The organism is Paenibacillus sp. FSL k6-2145, from assembly GCF_037976585.1.
Classification (GTDB): domain Bacteria; phylum Bacillota; class Bacilli; order Paenibacillales; family Paenibacillaceae; genus Paenibacillus.
This window is the reverse complement of record NZ_CP150267.1, coordinates 6,247,421-6,267,534: the sequence shown is the minus strand read 5'-3', so window position 1 is coordinate 6,267,534 and position 20,114 is coordinate 6,247,421. Positions and strand designations below refer to the sequence as shown.

General features: G+C 39.8%; 17 protein-coding genes and 2 pseudogenes. 13 read left to right on the top strand and 6 right to left on the bottom strand.

Translation table 11 applies throughout. The annotated features are described in order from the left end of the window. Positions 1-91 precede the first annotated feature (91 nt). Complete coding sequence (locus tag NZ043_RS27670; RefSeq protein ID WP_339309779.1) at positions 92-1,678, top strand: SIR2 family protein; 1,587 nt, start codon at positions 92-94, stop codon at positions 1,676-1,678. 161 nt (positions 1,679-1,839) lie between these two features. Here the strand turns inward: NZ043_RS27670 and NZ043_RS27665 are convergent, their stop codons facing one another. The 4 genes from NZ043_RS27665 to NZ043_RS27650 form a co-directional block, all read right to left on the bottom strand. Continuing rightward, positions 1,840-2,166: a toxin-antitoxin system HicB family antitoxin gene (locus NZ043_RS27665; protein ID WP_339309778.1), complete on the bottom strand. Its 327-nt coding sequence runs from the start codon at positions 2,164-2,166 to the stop codon at positions 1,840-1,842. A 526-nt stretch (positions 2,167-2,692) separates the two neighbouring features. After that, positions 2,693-3,364 (bottom strand): SOS response-associated peptidase, encoded by a 672-nt coding sequence (locus NZ043_RS27660; protein WP_339309777.1) that lies wholly within the window; start codon positions 3,362-3,364, stop codon positions 2,693-2,695. A 36-nt stretch (positions 3,365-3,400) separates the two neighbouring features. Beyond that, positions 3,401-4,258 (bottom strand): ATP-dependent DNA ligase, encoded by an 858-nt coding sequence (locus NZ043_RS27655; RefSeq protein ID WP_339309776.1) that lies wholly within the window; start codon positions 4,256-4,258, stop codon positions 3,401-3,403. A gap of 87 nt (positions 4,259-4,345) precedes the next feature. Then, positions 4,346-5,545, bottom strand: coding sequence for an AIPR family protein (locus NZ043_RS27650; RefSeq protein ID WP_339309775.1), 1,200 nt, complete (start codon positions 5,543-5,545; stop codon positions 4,346-4,348). 787 nt (positions 5,546-6,332) lie between these two features. Here NZ043_RS27650 and NZ043_RS27645 point away from each other — a divergent pair. Together NZ043_RS27645 and NZ043_RS27640 are read left to right on the top strand one after the other, a co-directional pair. Then, positions 6,333-6,617 (top strand): hypothetical protein, encoded by a 285-nt coding sequence (locus tag NZ043_RS27645; protein ID WP_339309774.1) that lies wholly within the window; start codon positions 6,333-6,335, stop codon positions 6,615-6,617. Positions 6,618-6,631: 14 nt separating this feature from the next. Then, on the top strand, positions 6,632-6,964 hold the full coding sequence (locus NZ043_RS27640; RefSeq protein ID WP_339309773.1) for a YolD-like family protein: 333 nt from the start codon (positions 6,632-6,634) through the stop codon (positions 6,962-6,964). A 449-nt stretch (positions 6,965-7,413) separates the two neighbouring features. Here the strand turns inward: NZ043_RS27640 and NZ043_RS27635 are convergent. Next, positions 7,414-8,597 (bottom strand): annotated as a pseudogene (locus NZ043_RS27635) (tyrosine-type recombinase/integrase). Positions 8,598-9,520: 923 nt separating this feature from the next. On the opposite strand from NZ043_RS27635, the gene NZ043_RS27630 reads away from it, so the two are divergent. The 4 genes and pseudogenes from NZ043_RS27630 to NZ043_RS27615 all read left to right on the top strand — a co-directional run bounded on the left by NZ043_RS27630 (position 9,521) and on the right by NZ043_RS27615 (position 14,540). Then, a complete protein-coding gene (locus NZ043_RS27630; RefSeq protein WP_339309772.1) occupies positions 9,521-9,643 on the top strand; it encodes a hypothetical protein in 123 nt (40 codons plus the stop codon). A 302-nt stretch (positions 9,644-9,945) separates the two neighbouring features. Further along, positions 9,946-10,968, top strand: coding sequence for a phosphotransferase (locus tag NZ043_RS27625; RefSeq protein WP_249910813.1), 1,023 nt, complete (start codon positions 9,946-9,948; stop codon positions 10,966-10,968). Positions 10,969-11,707: 739 nt separating this feature from the next. Next, positions 11,708-12,523, top strand: a pseudogene (locus NZ043_RS27620) (IS30 family transposase); the annotation flags it as partial. A gap of 715 nt (positions 12,524-13,238) precedes the next feature. Next, positions 13,239-14,540 carry an aldehyde dehydrogenase gene (locus NZ043_RS27615; RefSeq protein WP_091029307.1) on the top strand — a complete coding sequence of 434 codons (1,302 nt, stop codon included), beginning with the start codon at positions 13,239-13,241 and terminating at the stop codon, positions 14,538-14,540. A gap of 105 nt (positions 14,541-14,645) precedes the next feature. Here NZ043_RS27615 and lexA read toward each other — a convergent pair whose 3' ends face one another. After that, complete coding sequence (lexA, locus tag NZ043_RS27610) at positions 14,646-15,272, bottom strand: transcriptional repressor LexA (RefSeq protein WP_017688034.1); 627 nt, start codon at positions 15,270-15,272, stop codon at positions 14,646-14,648. Between the two features lie 296 nt (positions 15,273-15,568). Here lexA and NZ043_RS27605 point away from each other — a divergent pair, with 296 nt between their 5' ends. From NZ043_RS27605 to NZ043_RS27580, 6 genes are all read left to right on the top strand, one after another. Then, positions 15,569-15,946 carry a LysM peptidoglycan-binding domain-containing protein gene (locus NZ043_RS27605; RefSeq protein WP_091029310.1) on the top strand — a complete coding sequence of 126 codons (378 nt, stop codon included), beginning with the start codon at positions 15,569-15,571 and terminating at the stop codon, positions 15,944-15,946. Between the two features lie 95 nt (positions 15,947-16,041). Further along, the gene (locus NZ043_RS27600; protein WP_091029313.1) at positions 16,042-16,251 is read left to right on the top strand and encodes a DUF896 domain-containing protein; all 210 of its coding nucleotides are present in this window, start codon (positions 16,042-16,044) and stop codon (positions 16,249-16,251) included. Positions 16,252-16,376: 125 nt separating this feature from the next. Beyond that, positions 16,377-16,886 carry a hypothetical protein gene (locus NZ043_RS27595; protein ID WP_017688037.1) on the top strand — a complete coding sequence of 170 codons (510 nt, stop codon included), beginning with the start codon at positions 16,377-16,379 and terminating at the stop codon, positions 16,884-16,886. Between the two features lie 28 nt (positions 16,887-16,914). Then, complete coding sequence (locus tag NZ043_RS27590) at positions 16,915-17,706, top strand: HAD family hydrolase (RefSeq protein ID WP_091029314.1); 792 nt, start codon at positions 16,915-16,917, stop codon at positions 17,704-17,706. A 556-nt stretch (positions 17,707-18,262) separates the two neighbouring features. Then, on the top strand, positions 18,263-19,225 hold the full coding sequence (locus NZ043_RS27585; RefSeq protein WP_339309771.1) for an ABC transporter permease subunit: 963 nt from the start codon (positions 18,263-18,265) through the stop codon (positions 19,223-19,225). A 12-nt stretch (positions 19,226-19,237) separates the two neighbouring features. Next, positions 19,238-20,110, top strand: coding sequence for a carbohydrate ABC transporter permease (locus NZ043_RS27580; protein ID WP_036613592.1), 873 nt, complete (start codon positions 19,238-19,240; stop codon positions 20,108-20,110). Positions 20,111-20,114: the final 4 nt, after the last annotated feature.

Here is a 20,114-nt window from a genome sequence, read left to right as displayed (position 1 = left end):
ATTAGATGAGTAAAGTACAATAAATAATAAAATTATAACACTGTACTCATTTAATGGTATATTGTACTTAAAAAGCTAAGGAGGGAGATATATGAGTAACAGCTTAGAATCTTTTTTCTCCAATCTTAAAGAAATAAATAGATTGCCTATCATGTTTATCGGTTCAGGGATGGCCAAAAGGTATACTTCCAATAGCTTTGATTGGAAGGGCTTACTGATCAAATGTATTTCTGCTTATCATGATATGCCAGACAGAAAATATAAATGGTATATAGAAAAAATTAAGTCTGAACATAATGTTGAAAACGATAGTCACATGATGTATAAGCTTCTCGGATCTTACATACAATCTGACTTTAATATGGAGTTCTATGAAGGAAAGTTTGAATTAGAGGGGATTGGTGATGACCAGATTCCTTTAAAGTATTTCATTAAAACAACTTTGGAAAATTATTCAATCAAAGATGAAATGAAGCCAGAGCTTGAGCTGTTGAGACGACTCAAAGATAAAATGTTGACGGTTATAACTACAAATTATGATACATTCTTAGAAGATTATGTATTTACGAGCCATGAGAAGATAATAAAACAACAAATTTTCACTGGTTCAGAGCTTGGAACCCTTATGAAGATTCATGGCTGTGTGACTGACCCAGATTCAATGATCCTTACCCAAAATGATTATGAAAATTACTATAAAAAAAGCAAAGTGCTTGCAGCAAAGGTTATCAATATGTTTGCAGAAAATCCTGTTCTATTTTTTGGATATTCAATCACCGATGAGAATATCAGGGACTTTTTGCATGATGTATATTCATGCTTAGAAACTAATGAAGAATTGGATCATTTCGAAAAACGCCTAGTTATAGTAGACTATGATCCATCAAAATCAGAACCTGTAATCGGCCCTCACACTATCGACTTTAATGGAACTCGAATAAATATGTCTAAGATATCAATATCAGATTTTTCCCAATTGTATCAGCAAATGATAGGTTTAAAGACATTTACTCAACTTCGGGAAATAAGGCGATTAAAAAACCTTGTATATGATATCGTCCATGATTATCAAGGTGAAAAGAAGCGTGTCATAAATCTTATGAATGATGAAGAAGATGGAGGAGATGAAGTTGTAGTAGTAATAGGTAGACCGTCACAGGCGATGGAACTTACTGGAGTGACTGGCGTGCGAAGCGATCAAGTATTTATGGACATACTCTATGACGATCTTGCCTCAATACTTCCTATTGAAATATTTGTTGAAAGAGGGCTTCCTCAGCTACTAAAAGGAAATTCTGTTATCCCTGTTCACAAATACCTATCCAGACTTCCATCGGAGAAAGATATTATCCTTGATAAAAATGTAACTGAAATGAGAGATAAGAATCCTGAGGATCTTCTAACAAAAAGTATGATAAGGGATTTTGAGTCATATGAGGAGTATAGATTTGATTCTTTAGATGAAATTTATCTATCCAATGTTCCTAAAACGAAAAAACTTCATTTTCTATTATTTTGGAGTATTGCGGCACTCCCTGAGGAAATAGAAGAAATAAGAGAATTCTTAATTAGACATTATGAGGAATTAAATGCGAATGTAAACTCAAGAACAGTTTTAAGAAAGTTGATCATTGTGTTAGACATTAAGGAAAATAAAGAGAGCACCCTACAAGGGTAGCATTAGTCCGACTAATACGCCTCATAAAGTGCTCATTTCATAATCATACGTTACCATAACAGAATTTATTCGTCAATACTTCGAATAACCACAATTTTTTCAATTAAAACACAGTCAAAAGAGCCCTTATAACCTTAATTGGTCAGTAGGGCTCTTTAAGTTTATCTACTCAATTTGTATAGGCAGTATTGATTCAAGGAGACACTCTCCGCAGCTGCACGTTCAACCAATTGCCGATGCAGACTCTTTGGAATCCGCAGGTTAAACTTCTCGCTGTACTCATCCTCACCGATCGGCTCAGGAATGACGTCTCCAAATTCTAACTTTACCGCCAGATGTCCCTCCATTGCTTCCCGAACACTCTCGTATTCTTCAGCAAAGGTATCTCCGTTGCTTTGGCATCCATCTAATTCCGCAACAGTTGCGAAGAAATAATGACAGCTCTCGTCTTTAACGGGTCTGATTTGTATCATATATGGGAGGGTCATGTAATACGCTAATCCCTTGTTTTGCTATGATTTTCCATTATTATTCGGCTAGGATATCATGTGGATTAAGGAAAGGGGAGGTGCTACTCCGCAATCCGGTCCAGTACGTCTTTGACGTATGCCGCCTTTGGCTTTTCAATAGGTACTTGCTTTACCTAATGTATTCGTATTAAAATAATTAGGTAGGTTCCCAAGTAGCTGCCCAAGAAAGAATATTCAAATGAAGCAACATCGTTCAAAGAGAAGTTTTATGGAGTGGGCTTGGATACTATTGGTTACTGTGTTATCGTTTAAAGTGATTTTGGAGATTTTAAAGCTTTTTAATTAAGCCAACAATTAACTAAAGCTACCTACAAATAACTATGGGATTTTATTTGGGCACTGATTTTTTATAATCAGTGTCCACAGGTGCAATATAAAATAAATTTGATTTTTGATTTATGTTGCTTTTGTCTCAAAGAACATAATCTTAGAAGTACCAAAAAGAGCAGTGAGGAATTTTTAGACCTCACTGCTCTTTTTCTGTTTAACCTACTTCATTAATTAAACCCTCATAGTTATTCCGTACATTGCCGACTTCCTTCGGCACCTCGTACGCTCGCATTTCTGACGCTTGATATGGCTTGAGTAGTCCAAGTAGCGACTGAACATCGTCATTATCTCTTCCGAGCCATTCAGACTCATCCTCAGGGCGCAGGATCACTGGCATACGATTATGAATGTCTTCCATGAGACTATTCGGTTCTGTAGTAATAATGGTGCATGTGTTCAGCTTGTTCCCGTCCGGATCTGTCCAGGTATCGTACAGTCCAGCAAGCGAGAATAAACGGTCATCCTTCATCAAGAAGCGCATTGGACGCTTTGCCGATTCTTCTTTCTTCCACTCGTAAAATCCATTTGTCGGAATGATACAACGCTTTGAACTGATCAGGCGTTTAAAGGAAGGCTTCTCAACCAGCGTCTCGGCCCGGGCATTAATCATCTTGTTACCGATCTTGTCATCCTTTGCCCAGGAAGGCACAAGACCCCACCGTAACGAACTCAATCGATTACCGTCTTTACTTCCGATAATGGTTGGGATGTACTGCATGGGTGCAGCGTTGTAATTAGGTTTGTACTCAAAGCCATCAGCTATAGAAGCATAGTACCTGTCCATTATCGCATCTATGGGGTCAGTGATCGTAAATCTACCACACATACAAAGCACCTCCTGTATTTTCTTTACAATATATAATCACACGATAAATTGATCAAACACAGGAATACGCAGCAAGCCTGATTTGGTCCAGTTGCGCATTTTAACTCTGGCCTGAATTCGAGGTTCCAGGTAAACGTTGTTCTTGTCTTCACCTGTTATCAGCTGCTGGCAAACTCCACGGAATGCTTGCTTATGTTTTGGACTGGGACCATGTTCAATAATTCCCACTGGACGCATTTTGCCGGTTGGATCTGGGACGGCAGCAAGCCACCCGAATTCGGATTTTTTGTATCCCGTGATGTACACATCTGTATAGGACCAGTTAATAACCTTCAGCCAATCCTTGGACCGTCTGCTGACGTACTGACTGTCTTTGCGTTTACCAACTACGCCTTCCATACCCATAGTCTCTATCTGAGTGTATAACTCCTCTCCAGCGCCTTCAATGTGGGGTACAATCCCAAAGTTTCTGGTGGGAAGTGTGAGGCCTCGGAGAATTGCTTTGCGTTCCATGAGGGGGAGCTTACGCAGGTCCTGACCCTTGTACTGCAAGATATCGAATATGGCGAACGTGGCTGGTAGCGTCTTGGGGAACTGCTGAACCTTTGAATGCTGCCGAGTGCTGAACCGGCTCATGACTGCCTCGAAGTCGTTTAATCCAGTCTCCGGATCGGTGCAAGCGACCTCGCCGTCCAAAATGATATCAGAGTCAAAGGGCAGTAGTAACTCGGGATACTGACGAGTACAATCGTTATTGTGACGTGTATATAACCGGACGTCGCCGGATTGTTGAGAATATATTAAGCGGTGCCCATCAACTTTAGGTTCAAAAATAAACCCTGAATGGCTGAATGGACCTGCTGCTGTTTCGAGCAGCATCGGAAAAATAAACATAAAAACACCTCACTCCGATTATAGCGCGGGGCTAAGCCGAAGTGAGGTGGTAAGTGTAGGTAACACAGGCCAGCATGAAGTCTTGAACTATCTTAGGTTCATTTGTTTCATCAAGTAGCTATTGAGCACATTTTGATACAATTGTTTCCAGTGATTAGTATCTTTACCTACAGCACCTGGGTTGTTTCCTAGTGTTCTGCTACGTTCAACTGATTCTACAACTAAGTCCTTTCCCAACTCATCAAAATACTCAAAAGGATTAGCTCCTTCACGCCATTCATATTGATCATTTTTTTCAACAAGAAGTGCTCGGAAAGCTCCTACAATTGGATAAATGAATCCTTTAGGGGATCGGTATTCGATAGTGTTTCCGTAATACTTCGTCTTGGATCTAATGCAATCGACACCTTTTATTCTACCGTACGCTCCATTACTGTGGGCCTCACGATACTTTCTGTCCATTTTACTTTCTATTTCATCATAAAGCTTAAAGATATCCACCATAACATTTCTCATTTTGTAGTATGGGTTATGCTTTTGTTGATTGACCATGTTATTATCGTATGTCTCGATATAATTCTTGATACAAGCTTGCTTACCGCTGAAGGAGGTAACAGGCATACCACTCATGTCAGGGTATTTTTCAAGGTTGAACATGTGTAATACGGTTAAAATCTCGCCAACTTCGATCGGCTTTTCTTCATTTTCTTTATAAGCTATTAGCTCACTGAATGGCTCGTTTTTTACTGTTTCTTTAATTATGACGTCGAATTTATCTTTAAGCTCCGCTATAGCGCTATCCTGAACCTGAACAGACGTATTTCTCGCTGCCGCCACGTCTTCAAAGATATCTTCAATCCCTGTTAAGATTTCTAGTTTTACAAATTGTTTCTTACCAGGCTCAATGCTTTCTCGGTTTTGTAAGATAGTTTTGTAAGTATGGCCACCATCAACATTTCCATGAAGTTCTTCATTTTCGAAAAAAATAGTGAGCATGGAATTCACATTGTCAAATTTAATCTCCTTGGCCGATAGAAGCAAACCTCGGTTTAGTAGAAAAAATGCGTTATTATCACCGATGAGCCCTTCTTTAATACGCCCAGCAACCTTAGTGCGCAAATTCTGCTCACGTGGGTTGGTTTGTGTTGGTATGTTATCAGGAATCTCTCGCACATCTACCAATGTTATGTAAGTCTCAGGTGTTTGCTTTTTAGTGACTGGATCAATCTGGCCGTAAGGATTCGGGATCTTTCTCAAACTCTCAACTCTAAACTGAACTTGTTTCATTTCTATTCCTCCTAATTTTCATAAGCTGATCACTGAAGCAAGTGATAGCCTCGTTTGAGTACAAGCCCATTGTAATATATGGAAATGAAATTAGCAACGCGATATTGACACACTTTAGTGTGTTTGATAATCTATAGTGGGTGATGATTTATGTACATTAACGAAAATAAATTTCTATTATCTATTGGTGAGGGTATCAGAATCGAGCGAAACAGAAGTGGTCTGAGTCAAAGAGAACTAGCAGAACAAGCAGGAGTCCACAAAAACTTTATCGGGCTAATAGAGAGAGGTGAAAAGGCGCCAACGGTTATTACTCTTAACAGAATCTGCAACGCATTAGGCATAGGAATCGGAGATTTCTTTCAACAGTTAAATCTTTAATTGCTATTATAAGACCGTCTGCTCTCTCTAATTAGAGAGCAGACGGTCTAAGTCTACTTTTTGGCGCGACTTCTTCGTATTCAAGACTCTCCAACACGAAAAGACCGGAGTATCTCCGGTCATTCTTCTTTCCTTTACATAACATTTCCCGCAACACATCACTCCAGCTCCTCTAATGAGTTACTCGACAGGCAAAAGAACAAATGTGCAAAGTCAGCGTCTTTGTGAACCAGATCATGCCCGCATTGAAAAGTGTACAGGAATATAGTTGCATAAAATGGTGTATGCTTTTATTACCTCTCCCATAGCGATTTAGTGGTATCGATTTACCTGGTCTTATGACTGGGTATTTTTACTGTTGATAAAAGAACATGTGTTCGCATATAATAATCACGAGGTGATTAACATGTTAACGGACTATCAACGTAAGGTCCTGCGGATCTTATATAACTACAAAGGTGGACGGCGTAGATTTCCTACAATCCATGAACTGACTGTCAAAACAGGTAAGCATAAACCAAACGTTATGGCTGCTTTGGACGCTCTTGTGGCTGCGGAATACATTCTTTGGGAAGACAGGTCTGACACGGCTAACATAGTGATCTTGGAAGGCTGGGAACGTGAGGGAGAACGTCCTAAGGTAGACCATACACCATCGTCTGGGAACATTGACTATTGGACTCAATACTAAGAGGGGGGCTTGTCGTGCGTAGCAGACTGAAGGATAACGGGTTGTATGAGACATCCAGGATGATGATTATGCCTGAACACAGAGAGGCATGGTTGGCTCAGTGTGAGCAACAAAAGAGACGTGGCAAGCCAAATTTGGACGATCAGGAAATGCAGCGAATCAGTGAAGTACTTGTTGACTCTTATAATAGAAGTAGTACGGTTGATTTGATATTATTTAACCCTTTCTTCGAAGAGCCGATATCAGGAGTAGTTGTGGGATTAAACTTTGCAAGGTGTGAAATAAAGTTGATGTTAGAGGATGAGTTCCGCTGGGTTTCTTTAGCCGAAATTGTCTCTTTTAATTAATGAGATTGTATCGCTTGGGAATTGAGAGCTTATACTTTATAATATCTGTATAAGCATATTATTTAATTAGGAGATTTTTGATTTAACCAGCGTTATATAGACTAGATTTATTGCATTTAATGTCAGAGTAGTAATGCAATCAAAGTGAGTATCTGAAACGAGTTTCTTCATTATAATAAGAAAAAAAGGGCGCCCACAAAAGCGCCCACAAAATGCCCACAAAAGTCTGAATAATTATGATTAGTTCTGATAAGCTGATCACTGATAATACTTGTTTTAAGCCGATTTATTATGGTGGGTGATCCACTTTGAAAGCATGGAACATAAATAGAACACAAGTCCACCAATGGGAACGCGATCAATATATTACTTTGTACTAATTGAAAAAACCTTGTAACTACGGGGTTTTGAAGTATCTAGCCGGGGGACGTTTTGAGGAGATTGCACTTCTATTGAGGTTGCGTCCCCCAAATGTCCCCCGGTTTTTGATTTTCTGATCCAAAAATACGGGAAGTGTACTCTTCATATTTATCAATGTTCCGCTTCTCTAGCTTTTTAGAAATATGAGCATACACATCGGATGTAATTTGCACACTGCCATGCCCAAGTTGCTCTTGTACAAATTTTATGTCTGCCCCAGCTTCAAGCATGACCACGGCATAGGTATGTCTCAAGGAGTGAATTGTTAATTCCTCACTCAAACCAGCCTTTCTCAAAATCCTCTTCGAAGCATTAAAGAGACTAGATTTAGGCATCGGACTACCGTCGTTTTTGCACAAGACTAGGTTCAAATCGTGTCTGTACATTGACTCTCCTAAATTGATCTTATTTTGATTCTGCCATGAAGCATGATATCTTAAATCATTAATAATTCCGTTACTTACACTAATTGTGCGGGTAGAATTTCGCGTTTTTGTATCTCCGAAAAGTTCGTCCTCGTCTCCGGCTTGAAAATCGAGTGTTTCATCCACGCGGATCGTCTTTTCTTTGAAATTGATATCCGACCACCTGAGAGCGGCAGCTTCACCTTTTCGTAAACCCGTTTCAATGAGCACTTTGAAGAAAATCCAATAAATGTACGCGTCACCTCGAGCCGTATGAAGAAATTTGGGAATGTCCTTTGAATCAATGAATTGGATCGTCTTCTTTTTGTGCTCTCCTTTAATAATTGAACCTTTACATGGATTGCGTAATATTTTCCCTTGAATCAATGCATGCTCTATGGCTGAGTATACTGTTGAGTTAATGATCTCGACCGTTCGTTTACTGAGTCCCTTTTTAAATAGAGAGTCCAAAAAGACTTGATACATATCTGGTTTTAAATCCTGGAGCATCAGACGCTTAAAATAAGGTTTGATATGGGTGTTAAGATTGTTATCATGTAGTTTGATTGTGTTCTTTCTTACAACACCTTTTTGTAATTATCAATCCAATTACGAATGTAATTTACCAAAGGAATGTCGGACTGTTCAAACCCTTGTTTGAGATGCCTTAAAAATTCAGCAGCAGCTAGTTCAGCCTCTGGTTTAGTTCGAAAGCCAGCCTCGGATTTCTCCTTTTGTTGTTGAGTGAACGGATCGGTGTACTTTAACCGATACCTCCAGCCGCTTTTTAATTTCTTAAAACTTGCCAATTTCATTCCTCCTACTAGAACGGTAGTTTTTTTTTTTTTTGTATGTAAAACCGCCTCACAGCGGTATAAGCGTAAGTTAATCAATTTTGAGCAGAGCAGTGAAATGTTTTTGTTGAAAGATGAAAAAGGAAGAACTTCGAATAAGAGTCGGAAAAAGATATTTTAAAAAAAATCATCAAAAAACGAGCCTTCGGTAACTAAGGCTCGTTTGTGCAGGAGTCATATTTGGCTCCAATAACTATGTTTGGATTAGTGCAGAAGTTTCTTGCGGAAAAGTAACTAAAACAATTCTACCCTATTTCACAGGATTTGACCATACTTTAGCTTTAAAGCTGGAGACCAGAAATTGTACCGATTGCCGAAAAGGACAAGGAAATGATCTGATTACCGATTAGATAAGTATTTAACTACTTGTCACTGCTCTAATTCATTAAGCTAGCGGGCAGTTTAGTTTAAGATTAAACTGCGGTGAACCATATCATCGCTAGTGATAAAGCAGAGAATTGAACTGGATATCGCATCGGCAACGCTGAGTTTGAAGGAAGGAGCTTAAAGTATTCACGTACTCGATACATGTGGAGTGTCTAATATTGATGGTTCGTAAGGAATAGATGAGATATGACGGTTTAGCTCAAACGACTTAATTGTATAGTGTTGACACTTCGCCCACTTGGAGTAATATGTTACTATTGAGATAGCATTCTATTTCCGATGAAGACATATTTTAGTTTGAATGTTATTTAGGAAGGAGAGACACTATGACAATGTTCGAGATATGTTCTATGCAAAGTCTATTTTATGAACAACGGCGGTTGTTTGTATAGAGCTAATAATATAAGTAACCGCTTAAATCTGGATAGTGATAATTGTTATAGAGTAGACTTTGCTACCTTAAAATTCAACTATTTTAAGGAGCGGCTATCATGAGATATGTAAATGCCGACATCATCTTTCCGGAAGAATTACTAAATGAAATACAAAAGTATATGAACGGTGAATTGGTTTACGTCCCTAAATCAAAAGCTTTGCGTAAAAAATTGGGGTGAAAATTCAGGCAGCAGAAAAATTATAATCTTAGAAATGATGAAATCCGGCGAAAGTTTCTCGATGGTGACACTATCGAGAAACTTTCAGATCGATTTTGCCTTTCAAGCGATACTATTAAAAAGATCGTTTATACAAAATAATAGCTTAACAAAAGTCGCATTGGAAGAAATTCCAATGTGACTTTTTTGTGTATAGTATAGTTTAAATTGTTTATTACATATTTTCAAGCTTTTACTATCGTTATAATAACATATAAGAGAAGTAGTTGATTTACTTCATAAAAACTGCAGGGGGATAACAAATGAATGATTTTTTTAGATTTGATACTGATGAAGAACGGCGGGCGTTATTAATCAGAGCAAGGAAAGTCGCTTTATCTGCAATTCGAAAGTATGACTTAGAATGGGATAACATCCAGTTTATTCAACTATCCGGCGATACGATCACGTATAAAATTGAAACCAGTACAGATAACAATTATTTACTTCGCATTCATTCGGACCGATTAAGCAGAGAGGAAATTCGTTCGGAACTCCTACTGTTACAAGCACTGAACAAATCGAAAGATCTAAAAGTACCAGAAGGGATGGCAAATTGTGATGGTATTTATGTATTGGAGATCGAAACAGAGACAGGATATAGGCGCCCTTATATAACGATGATGCGATGGATAGAGGGTGAAAAAGCAGCAGGTGAATTTACAGATAGTCAAGCATATAATATGGGTGTATTGATGAGCAGGCTCCATGAAGCAGCAAAGGATTTCAATCCACCTTCTGATTTTGTAAGACCTACTTGGGGAGTAGAAAGTTTTAAACGTGAAATGGCTAAGTTGGAACGTTACTATGAGCGTTTTTTATCCGAAGAGGGATGGAAGCTGTATCAAGATGCAGCTGAGAAGGTTGTATCCCAACTTACCACGATGCATCCAAGTGAACATAACTATGGACTCATTCATGCTGATTTACATACCGGTAATATGGTATTTGAGGATAATCAACCCTATCCGATTGATTTTGGAAGATGTGGGTACGGATATTATCTCTACGATATGGCAGGCACCATATTGGAGCTTTGGCCAAAGCATCGATGGATGCTTATCCAAGGTTATGAGAGTATTAGGAAGTTGGAAACGGACTATATTCGGGATCTGGAATGTTTTTTTGTCATGTTCATGATCGAGAACTCCTGCCATCACTCCTCTGATCCAAGAGAAACAACCAGTTTAATCGATGAACAAAAGTATGCCCAAGCATACATAAGAGAATATTTAAATGGTAATCCATTTTTATTCGAAGTGATCGAGCCTGTAAATGTGGATTAATACTAACCGATACCGGGCTAAAATAATGATATCTTATGGTGATGATTTACAATAGGTCGCTGTTTAGAGTGTTTGTTCGTATCATCTAGTTTTAAAAACGTGAGCTATGACTTCGAGTTTATATAAGATCTACTTGTGTACTTAGCGCTGAAACTTTTCTGTTTATTATGAAGATTTATACTTATTCATGAAGTTTGTCCGATCCAGTTGTTCTTCAGCTTCTCTAGTTCCCCCTTCATTTTCGGGGTATATTTTGACGGAGCTGTTTGGGTCGTTTCGTGATTTTTTAAACTGGCATTGAGTTGGAATGAAGGCGACTCGAATTGGTGGGTCGTCTTTTTTCTTTTCTAGGGGCTTGATGGTTTGCGCCGGATGTTCAGGTCAGCGAGATGCCAAATACGGTTGAGGCATTATGGAAGATCGAGCTTTTATATGGAAAGCATCCGTCCTATACGGAGAGTACGTATGCGGTAAAGTTAACAACAAAGCTGGAGGGGGAGCTTCGAAGTGCTCCTTGGTCAGCGATTTGAGGGATAAGTTCGATGAGTTCCTCAGAGATTTTAATGTTTTTGGAAGTATGGAGAAGGCAGAGCTGCATCAAACCATTGATTATGTGAAGCTTTAAACTTCATATTCTGCAGAATTAGCTTAATGTATTTATTAAGAACCCCTTTTATATCTTTAAAGCCTCCTAATCCAATTGGACACTCGAAGCCACCTCAGATAGCGTGCAGCTTCATCTGGATCCTATCAGGCGGAGCCAGCTCAAAGTGCTTATCAGGAACGTCGTAAGGCTTCGATACCTAACAGTAAATGGTCCGATACTCTGGCTGCTTCACTGGAGGAAAAACTTGAGGCCACATGGTCTCCAGGACAGATTATTGGACGTTTCCGCGTCGATGGTCTACCTGTAGTCTCCTTCAAAACCATCTATCGCTGGATTTACACGGGGAGGCTGGTTCGAGGTGTACTACACGTTCTGAGGGACAAAGGGAAGCGTCAGAAACCCACTGAAACTCGCGGTAAATTTACGGTTGGAAAGTCTATTTCGAATCGCCCGAAGGAAGTCCGTTCTCGTGAAACGTTTGGACACTGGGAACTGGATACCGTAGTTTCAGGGCGTGGGAAAAGTAAAGGGTGCGTAGCCATACTCATTAAACGGAAGACACGTCTGTATACGGCGATTCTTATGCCGGATCGGACGGCATTGTCCATGGAAATCGCATTGGGTGTAGCCATCTCACAATACCCCCAAGGGACATTCCTCACCGCCACCGCTGACCGTGGCAAGGAATTTGCTTGCTATGCCAGTGTGGAAACTACTCATGGCCTAGACGTTTATTTTGCTGATCCGTACTCCTCCTGGCAACGCGGATCCAATGAAAATGGGAATGGATTACTCCGAGAGTTCCACCCCAAGGGTAGGGATTTTGCTAGGGTAGAGGATGAAGATCTTGTCCGCTCACTCGATTTGATCAATAACAGACCCCGAAAATGCTTGAGGTGGAGAACCGCTCACGAATCCTTTTCAGAGGAACTGTCGCACTTAGCTTGACAATCTGTCTTTAAATGATTTATAAAACTTTACTTTCTAAAAATACCACATAATTAAATGTAAAAATATGACATATATTACATTGTGATTTGTATTTCCCCCCCTACAGATCTACTAACGTAACTTCCAAAAATTCCTCCAACTGATTAAGTAGTATATCCAATCTAAACAGATTTGGACGATCATGAAATGCAGCGGATGAGTGAGATACTAGATGAGTTTTTTTAATAGAAGTAGTACAAGTTGATTTGATATTATTTAACCCTTTCTTCGAAGACCGCTCTCAGGAGTAGTTGTTGGATTAAAATCTGCTCGTTGTGAAGTTGTGGCCAGGAATGGATAAATCATCTTAAAGCAAATTAAAAAATTTCCCCTAATTCTTCTTCATTAGCCCACGTAACTTTTTTGTGTTTATCTGTGACCAAGGTTTACCTTTATAACAAACACATTCGTTCGTCGATTTAGATAATCGCAAAACTCACTTTTCATTAATGTTAAACTTTCTGAAGCAAAAGATTTAAATCAAACTTCCTTAGAAATTCTGATAGCCACAGATAGAAAGGAATACTAGCATTCACTCTTTTAAAATTCCAACCATCGTCCAATACATACAAATGGATGTTTCATTTGTATGTTGAAAGTTTCATATAGAAGAGGTATACTTTATTTGAATTTTGAACAATTTAATTTTAAATAATTAATTGGAGATGTTAATATGGATCAAGCAAAACAACTAGTGACAGAACAACGTACATTCTTTTATACAGGACAAACTAAAAATATCGAGTATCGGATTAATGCGCTTCAACAGCTTAGAAAAGGAATTGAAAAGTATCAGCAACGGATTCAAGATGCACTTCGGGCAGATTTGAACAAATCAGAGGCGGAAGCTTACGGTTCAGAGATTCGTATTGTTTTGGGTGAACTGGATTTTGCATTAGAACACCTGCAGGAATGGGCTTCACCTAAACAAGTCCCAACCAATCCGGCTATGCCGGATGGGGTGAGCACCATTTACCCTGAACCATACGGAGTGGCGCTTATTATTGCACCTTGGAACTATCCTTTCCAATTGGCCTTCGGTCCACTGATTGGAGCAATTGCAGCCGGTAACTGTGCAGTTATCAAGCCTTCTGAATTAACACCAGCCGTATCTCGTCTGACGTATGATCTGATTCAGGAGATCTTCCCTCAGGAGTATATCGCCGTTATGGAAGGGGAAGTCGAGGCCAGCACAGCATTGTTGAAAGAGAAGTTTGATTATATTTTCTTCACAGGAAGCACGGGTGTTGGTCGCATTGTGATGAAGGCAGCTGCGGAGCACTTGACTCCTGTAACTCTTGAGTTGGGCGGTAAAAGTCCTGCTATTGTCCATAGCGATGCAGATCTGAAGCTGGTGGCCCAACGTATTGTTCGTGGTAAGTTCCTGAATGCAGGCCAAACTTGCGTTGCTCCGGATTATTTGCTTGTACATGAACAAGTTCATGATGAATTGATCAATCTGATTGGTGCAGAGATCAAAGATAAATTTGGAGATGATGTGTTACAGAACACTGATTTCCCGCATATTGTCAATGCTCGTAACTTTGATCGGTTATCGAAATTCCTCACAGATGGCAAAACGCTGATAGGTGGACGATCTGTACGTGAGCAGTTGCTGATTGAGCCAACTGTACTTGGAGATGTGAACTGGGAATCAGCTGTCATGCAAGAAGAGATCTTCGGTCCGATTCTTCCTGTATTTACGTACAGTGACTTGAAACCTATGCTGGATGAGATTGTTCGTCGGCCAAAACCATTGGCATTATATCTCTTCACACAGGATGAGCAACTGCAAGATCAGGTTTTGAATCAAGTATCCTTCGGTGGGGGATGTATTAATGACACACTTTCTCATATGACTTCACACTATCTCCCGTTTGGTGGTGTAGGAGAGAGCGGTATGGGCTCATATCACGGGCAACAGAGCTTTGATGTGTTCTCGCATCACAAGAGTGTTCTGAAACGCAGTGAATAATTATCCGCTAAAATAACATAAACATGAAAAAAAGAGGTTGTCCTGTTGATCAGGACAACCTCTTTCGTATTTCATTACATCTAGTTTTGTTACTCAAGTTAAATATTAATGAATATCTCGGAAAAGGCCAATGACTTTACCCAGAATACTAACATGTTTCAAACGTAAAGGTTCGAAGGTCGCATTCTCCGGTTGAAGGCGAATATGATCTTTCTCTTTATAGAACGTTTTCACTGTAGCTTCATCGTCTTCAGTCATTGCTACGACGATATCACCGTTATCAGCAGTTTGCTGTTGACGGACAATAACGTAATCTCCGTTAACGATTCCAGCTTCCACCATACTATCTCCGACTACCGAAAGCATAAACACTTTCTGTTCGCCTACATAATGTGTAGGAAGAGGGAAGTAGTCTTCAATGTTCTCGGTTGCAGTGATTGGAACCCCGGCTGTAACCTTACCAACGACAGGAATACGTGCAACGCTATGAGCAAATTGATGAGAATGCTCAGATTCTTCCTGGCTCAAAAGCTCAATGGCTCTTGGCTTGGTAGGGTCGCGTCGGATCAAACCTTTTTTCTCCAAACGATCCAAATGTCCATGTACTGTTGAGCTGGAAGCAAGTCCAACCGCTTCACCAATTTCCCGTACGGAAGGAGGATACCCCTTCAACCGGACTTCATTTCGTATAAACTCCAGAATAGCCTGCTGCCTGCTGGATATCTTCGACATACCGTATCAACCCCATTTTAGTAACGTTTGGGAAAATTATAACATAGAACCTCCGTTCGTACAAACATAAGTTCTAAATAAAATAGCATTAAATCAGTGTTTTTTAACTTATAGAACAGAAATTGTCCAAAAGTCAGAGCATAATACTGCAAATGCTTTGCAAAAGGAAGTGAAATAAGAAATTTCTCCTTCAAAAAAGAAGCGAACAATTGTTCTAAAAATCTATTGAACAAAACAAGTGTTCGTGTTATATTGATTTCAACAGATAGGAACAAACGTTTGGAGGCGGGTATTTAATGAGATATTCTACTTATCAAAGCATTTATGAACCAATGAATTCGGAACTGGTGAAGACTAAAATAGGGAACTACAAGAAGGTTTTAGCGCGTTTCAAGATTTCTTCATGGATGTTAAAGGTAGCCATTACCTCTTTGATTATATTTATTGGATGTAGCACCGTTTTAACTGTATTTGCTGGCAATGAGAATGATGTTCTGCCTGGAGGAAAGATAGCTGTTTCACAAGGGGAAACATTATGGAGTATTTCTTTGGAACATAAACCGACGAATATGGATACACGTATTTATATAGAAGCAATTAAGAAAGTGAATCAACTTCATACAACTTCCATCCAAGTGGGACAAGTACTAGCTCTACCGCAATTTGCAGAATAAAATGCACATCAATGAGTGTTAACGCGTGTCAGCTTGACAAGCTGCCTTTATAATGGCAAAGTTAATATGACTTTGTATTTTTGGAGGGGACAAGCTTGGATATAGATAGTCTGGTAGCACGCATTAACGAATTGGCTCGTAAGCAAAAGTCCACTGGATTGTCGGAGGAAGAACTTGCTGAACGTGCCGAGCTAAGAGAGATTTATTTGAGTAATATTCGCAACAATTTCAGACAACAACTGGATACCATTGAGATTGTTGATGATGAGAATGACAAAGGCCACCAAGGCAAACTCAAACACTAACGAAACCTAATGATATCATTATGATATTTAGGTTTCTTCCTGTTATTTTGAGTGTGCAATTTATAGGGGGAAATGTTGGTTTACAGTTATGTAAGCCGATACAAAGACACATAAGGGGGATTCTCATGTCGCGTTCGTTCGAGAGAACGGTTAAGAAAAATTCCAAGCAGTTAAATCAGCAACGCAAAAAAAGTGGTCAACCAATCACGGGTACACCAGGTGAAGAAGTCTTTAAGGGACGCAGCTTGTTGTTCCCAATATTTTTGATTGGTCTCGCCTTTTTGTATCTGTTTATGAGCACATTCCTTGTGCAAGCTCCAATGACAACTTGGGACTGGGTGACGATGCTGCTTTACGTATTTTTGGCAGTCATCTTCATGCTTCGCCGTCCATACATCAAGATTAGCAGTAATCGGATTATCACGACGAAGGGTAATCGTGAACGTTCAATCGGGGTTGACGATATTGTCAAATTCAGAATTGAACCAGGTACAGTTGTTATCGAACATAACAGTCGCGGGAAAAGATGGGTGTTTACCAAGTTATTGAACCGTTACGATACAGATGCGATTGCCGAACGTTTGTTGAAGTTTGCAAAAGCACACCAGATCACCGTGGAAACCGTCGAAAAGTAATTATTGCATAAAGGGGTAGATGATCGGAATGGCGTTAAAAGCGATTTTGTTCGACCTAGATGATACTTTATTATGGGATGAGCGTAGTGTTCGAGAAGCTTTTCATGAGACTTGTCTAATCGCAGCGAAAGAGACTGGGGTTAAACCAGAAGAACTTGAAGAAGCTGTTCGTAATGAGGCACGTGGACTGTATGAATCATATGAAACCTTTCCTTTCACTAAAATGATTGGAATCAATCCGTTTGAAGGCCTATGGGCTAACTTTACTGGTGGGGATCAACCTGAGTTCCGTCAGTTGGAACAGCTTGCTCCAGTTTACCGTAAAGAATCCTGGCGTCGTGGCTTGTTGAAGTTGGGTATAGATCGGGAAGATCTTGCTGAACAGTTGGCCGCGCAGTTTGGAGTAGAACGGAGATCCAGACCTCATGTATACGAAGAAACGATGGACACCTTGCGCCAGTTACAAGGAAAGTACAAACTGTTGTTGTTAACAAACGGTTGTCCTGCTTTGCAACAAGAGAAGTTGGATGGTGTACCTGAATTGACTCCTTTCTTTGATGAGATTATTATCTCGGGTAACTTCGGAAAAGGAAAACCAGATCCGTCGATATTTGAACATGCTTTGAATAAACTGGGTGTTAAACCCGAAGAGAGCATGATGGTTGGAGACAAGTTAACGACTGATATTCGTGGTGCTTTATCATCTGGCATCCAATCCGTATGGATTAACCGTGAGCATAAGACCAACAATGAAACGTATGCGCCAGACCATGAAATAACGCATTTATCGGAATTAAATCAGCTTATTGCTAATTTCTAAGCAGATCAGCTATAACATCTTTCCTCAGCACCCTGAAACATTGGAAGCTTCTATGAACGATGCTGTCGTTCTTGAAGTTACCAATGTTTTTTTATTTGAGCTTGTTGACTAAATTACCTTGTTAAAAGAGATCTCCATTTTTTTTACTAAAAGTTATTGAAATTAGGGGGAAGCTGGATTAGAATATAACTAACATACTAGTATGACTAGTATTTAGATTGTCCTAAAGCAATTTCTTTTTGACTTACTTCATTAAAATGGAAGCAGGGAGTTATTGCTAATTATTTTCTATTGATTGTAAGCGCTTAATATTTTGAAAAAGCTTATTTCGATTTGGAGATCACACCACTTAGTAAGTGCTAATTAATGATGTGAAGCACCTTGGATTGTGTGATTCTACATAATACATCAAATTGATATCGCTTACATTTAGCATTTATCTATTTCGTAGTGGGGGTGAAGTTGAAGGATTGGTTGTCTTCTACAAGAGGAGAAACGATGGGAGTTGTACATGAATTACTCTTACTTATCAAGTCCTGGATCGGAGTGAAAACACATGGAGTCGGAAACCGCTAAAACAACGTTAACCATGACATCTTTACGTAAAGAGAGCAGATTACGAACGGCAGCAACTTTGTTCCGCAAAGACTGGCAGCTGTATTCACTATTAATCCTTCCCATCATCTATCTCCTTATTTTTAAATATGGGCCGATGATTGGTAATGTGATTGCGTTCAGACGTTTTGTTCCCGGGGGAAGTATATTTGGAGAAACGTGGGTTGGATTAAGGTACTTCAAAATGTTTATTGAGGACCCTACCTTCTGGAGAGTATTCGGTAATACGCTTATGTTAGGCGGACTTGCGTTACTCTTTACATTCCCGGTTCCAATCATTTTTGCCTTGATGCTTAACGAAGTGAAGAGTAAACGATTCAAAAAGTTTGTACAGACCGCGTCATATCTGCCTCATTTTCTGTCCATCGTTATCGTTGCGGGTATGATCCTGCAGCTGACAGCAGTGAATGGTTCCATTAATGGGCTGGTGGCTTTCTTTACCGGAGACAATATTCCTTTTATGCAGCAGGCTGAATGGTTCAGAACAATCTATATCACTTCTGAGGTATGGCAGGGTATGGGTTGGGGAGCGATTCTGTATCTGGCTGCACTGACAACCATTGATGATTCTTTGTATGAAGCTGCGCGTATCGATGGTGCCAATCGGTGGAAGCAAACGATTCATGTAACAATACCAGGGATCTTGCCAACGATTGTGACGTTATTGATTTTGAACATGGGAAATTTCCTGGCTGTTGGATTTGAAAAAATCTTACTCTTGTACAACCCGTTGATCTACGAGACATCTGATGTGATCTCCACTTACCTTTATCGGGTCGGATTGGAATCCAGTAACTTCAGTTATGCTACCGCAATTGGCTTGTTCGAATCGCTGATCGGTCTGATTCTGGTGTTCTCCGTAAATGCCATCTCACGCAGACTGACACAAAGAAGCTTATGGTAAAGGAGGAGCATCATGCAGGAATCCAGATCTTACAAGGTATTTAAAGTATTCAATGTCATCTTTCTGCTGTTCGTGGTATTCATAACACTCTATCCATTCTTAAATGTCGTGGCACAATCCTTCAGTAGTGAGTCCTATATTAATTCCGGTAAGGTTAGTTTGTTCCCAAGAGGATTCAATGTGGAGACATACAAGACCATCTCGCGTGACAGCATGTTCTGGACCAATTATAAAAATACGATTATCTACACTGTAGTAGGTACGTTAATCTCCATGTTCATGACGACTATTTTCGCATATGCTCTGTCCAAAAAGAGGTTGATGGGTCGCAAGTTTCTGACGATGTTCGCCGTATTCACGATGTTCTTCAGTGGTGGATTGATTCCAAACTATGTCTTGATTAATTCCCTTGGGTTCAACAACACCATGTGGGCACTTGTTGTTCCTGGCGCAATTAGCATATACAACATGCTGATCATGAAGTCATTTTTTGAAAATATGCCTGAAGAACTGGAGGAAGCTGCCTCCATAGACGGTTTGAACACCTACGGGATCTTGTTACGCATTATATTGCCGCTTAGTAAAGCAGTTATGGCAACCATGGTGTTGTTCTACGCAGTAGGTCATTGGAATTCCTGGTTCCCAGCCTTTCTGTATTTGGACAAAAAAGAACTGTTCCCGGTCACCATTTATTTGCGCAATATGATTGCAGGAGCGACAAGCGGGGCATCTGCCGGTGCAACCTCAGCTGATAACCTGACACAGATTGCTGCCAATATTAAGTCAGTAACGATGGTATTAACCATCTTGCCGATACTCACCATCTATCCATTTGTCCAAAGATACTTTGTAACCGGTATCATGTTAGGGTCTGTTAAACAGTAATGCG

Bases quoted from the DNA above. Each gene is read 5' to 3' on its own strand.
- NZ043_RS27605 (WP_091029310.1), top strand. From the start codon at position 15,569: ATGAGATATTCTACTTATCAAAGCATTTATGAACCAATGAATTCGGAA.
- NZ043_RS27625 (WP_249910813.1), top strand. From the start codon at position 9,946: ATGAATGATTTTTTTAGATTTGATACTGATGAAGAACGGCGGGCGTTA.
- NZ043_RS27655 (WP_339309776.1), bottom strand. From the start codon at position 4,258: ATGTTTATTTTTCCGATGCTGCTCGAAACAGCAGCAGGTCCATTCAGC.
- lexA (WP_017688034.1), bottom strand. From the start codon at position 15,272: ATGTCGAAGATATCCAGCAGGCAGCAGGCTATTCTGGAGTTTATACGA.
- NZ043_RS27595 (WP_017688037.1), top strand. From the start codon at position 16,377: ATGTCGCGTTCGTTCGAGAGAACGGTTAAGAAAAATTCCAAGCAGTTA.
- NZ043_RS27660 (WP_339309777.1), bottom strand. From the start codon at position 3,364: ATGTGTGGTAGATTTACGATCACTGACCCCATAGATGCGATAATGGAC.
- NZ043_RS27670 (WP_339309779.1), top strand. From the start codon at position 92: ATGAGTAACAGCTTAGAATCTTTTTTCTCCAATCTTAAAGAAATAAAT.
- NZ043_RS27630 (WP_339309772.1), top strand. From the start codon at position 9,521: ATGAGATATGTAAATGCCGACATCATCTTTCCGGAAGAATTACTAAAT.
- NZ043_RS27580 (WP_036613592.1), top strand. From the start codon at position 19,238: ATGCAGGAATCCAGATCTTACAAGGTATTTAAAGTATTCAATGTCATC.
- NZ043_RS27585 (WP_339309771.1), top strand. From the start codon at position 18,263: ATGGAGTCGGAAACCGCTAAAACAACGTTAACCATGACATCTTTACGT.
- NZ043_RS27615 (WP_091029307.1), top strand. From the start codon at position 13,239: ATGGATCAAGCAAAACAACTAGTGACAGAACAACGTACATTCTTTTAT.
- NZ043_RS27590 (WP_091029314.1), top strand. From the start codon at position 16,915: ATGGCGTTAAAAGCGATTTTGTTCGACCTAGATGATACTTTATTATGG.
- NZ043_RS27650 (WP_339309775.1), bottom strand. From the start codon at position 5,545: ATGAAACAAGTTCAGTTTAGAGTTGAGAGTTTGAGAAAGATCCCGAAT.
- NZ043_RS27665 (WP_339309778.1), bottom strand. From the start codon at position 2,166: ATGACCCTCCCATATATGATACAAATCAGACCCGTTAAAGACGAGAGC.
- NZ043_RS27645 (WP_339309774.1), top strand. From the start codon at position 6,333: ATGTTAACGGACTATCAACGTAAGGTCCTGCGGATCTTATATAACTAC.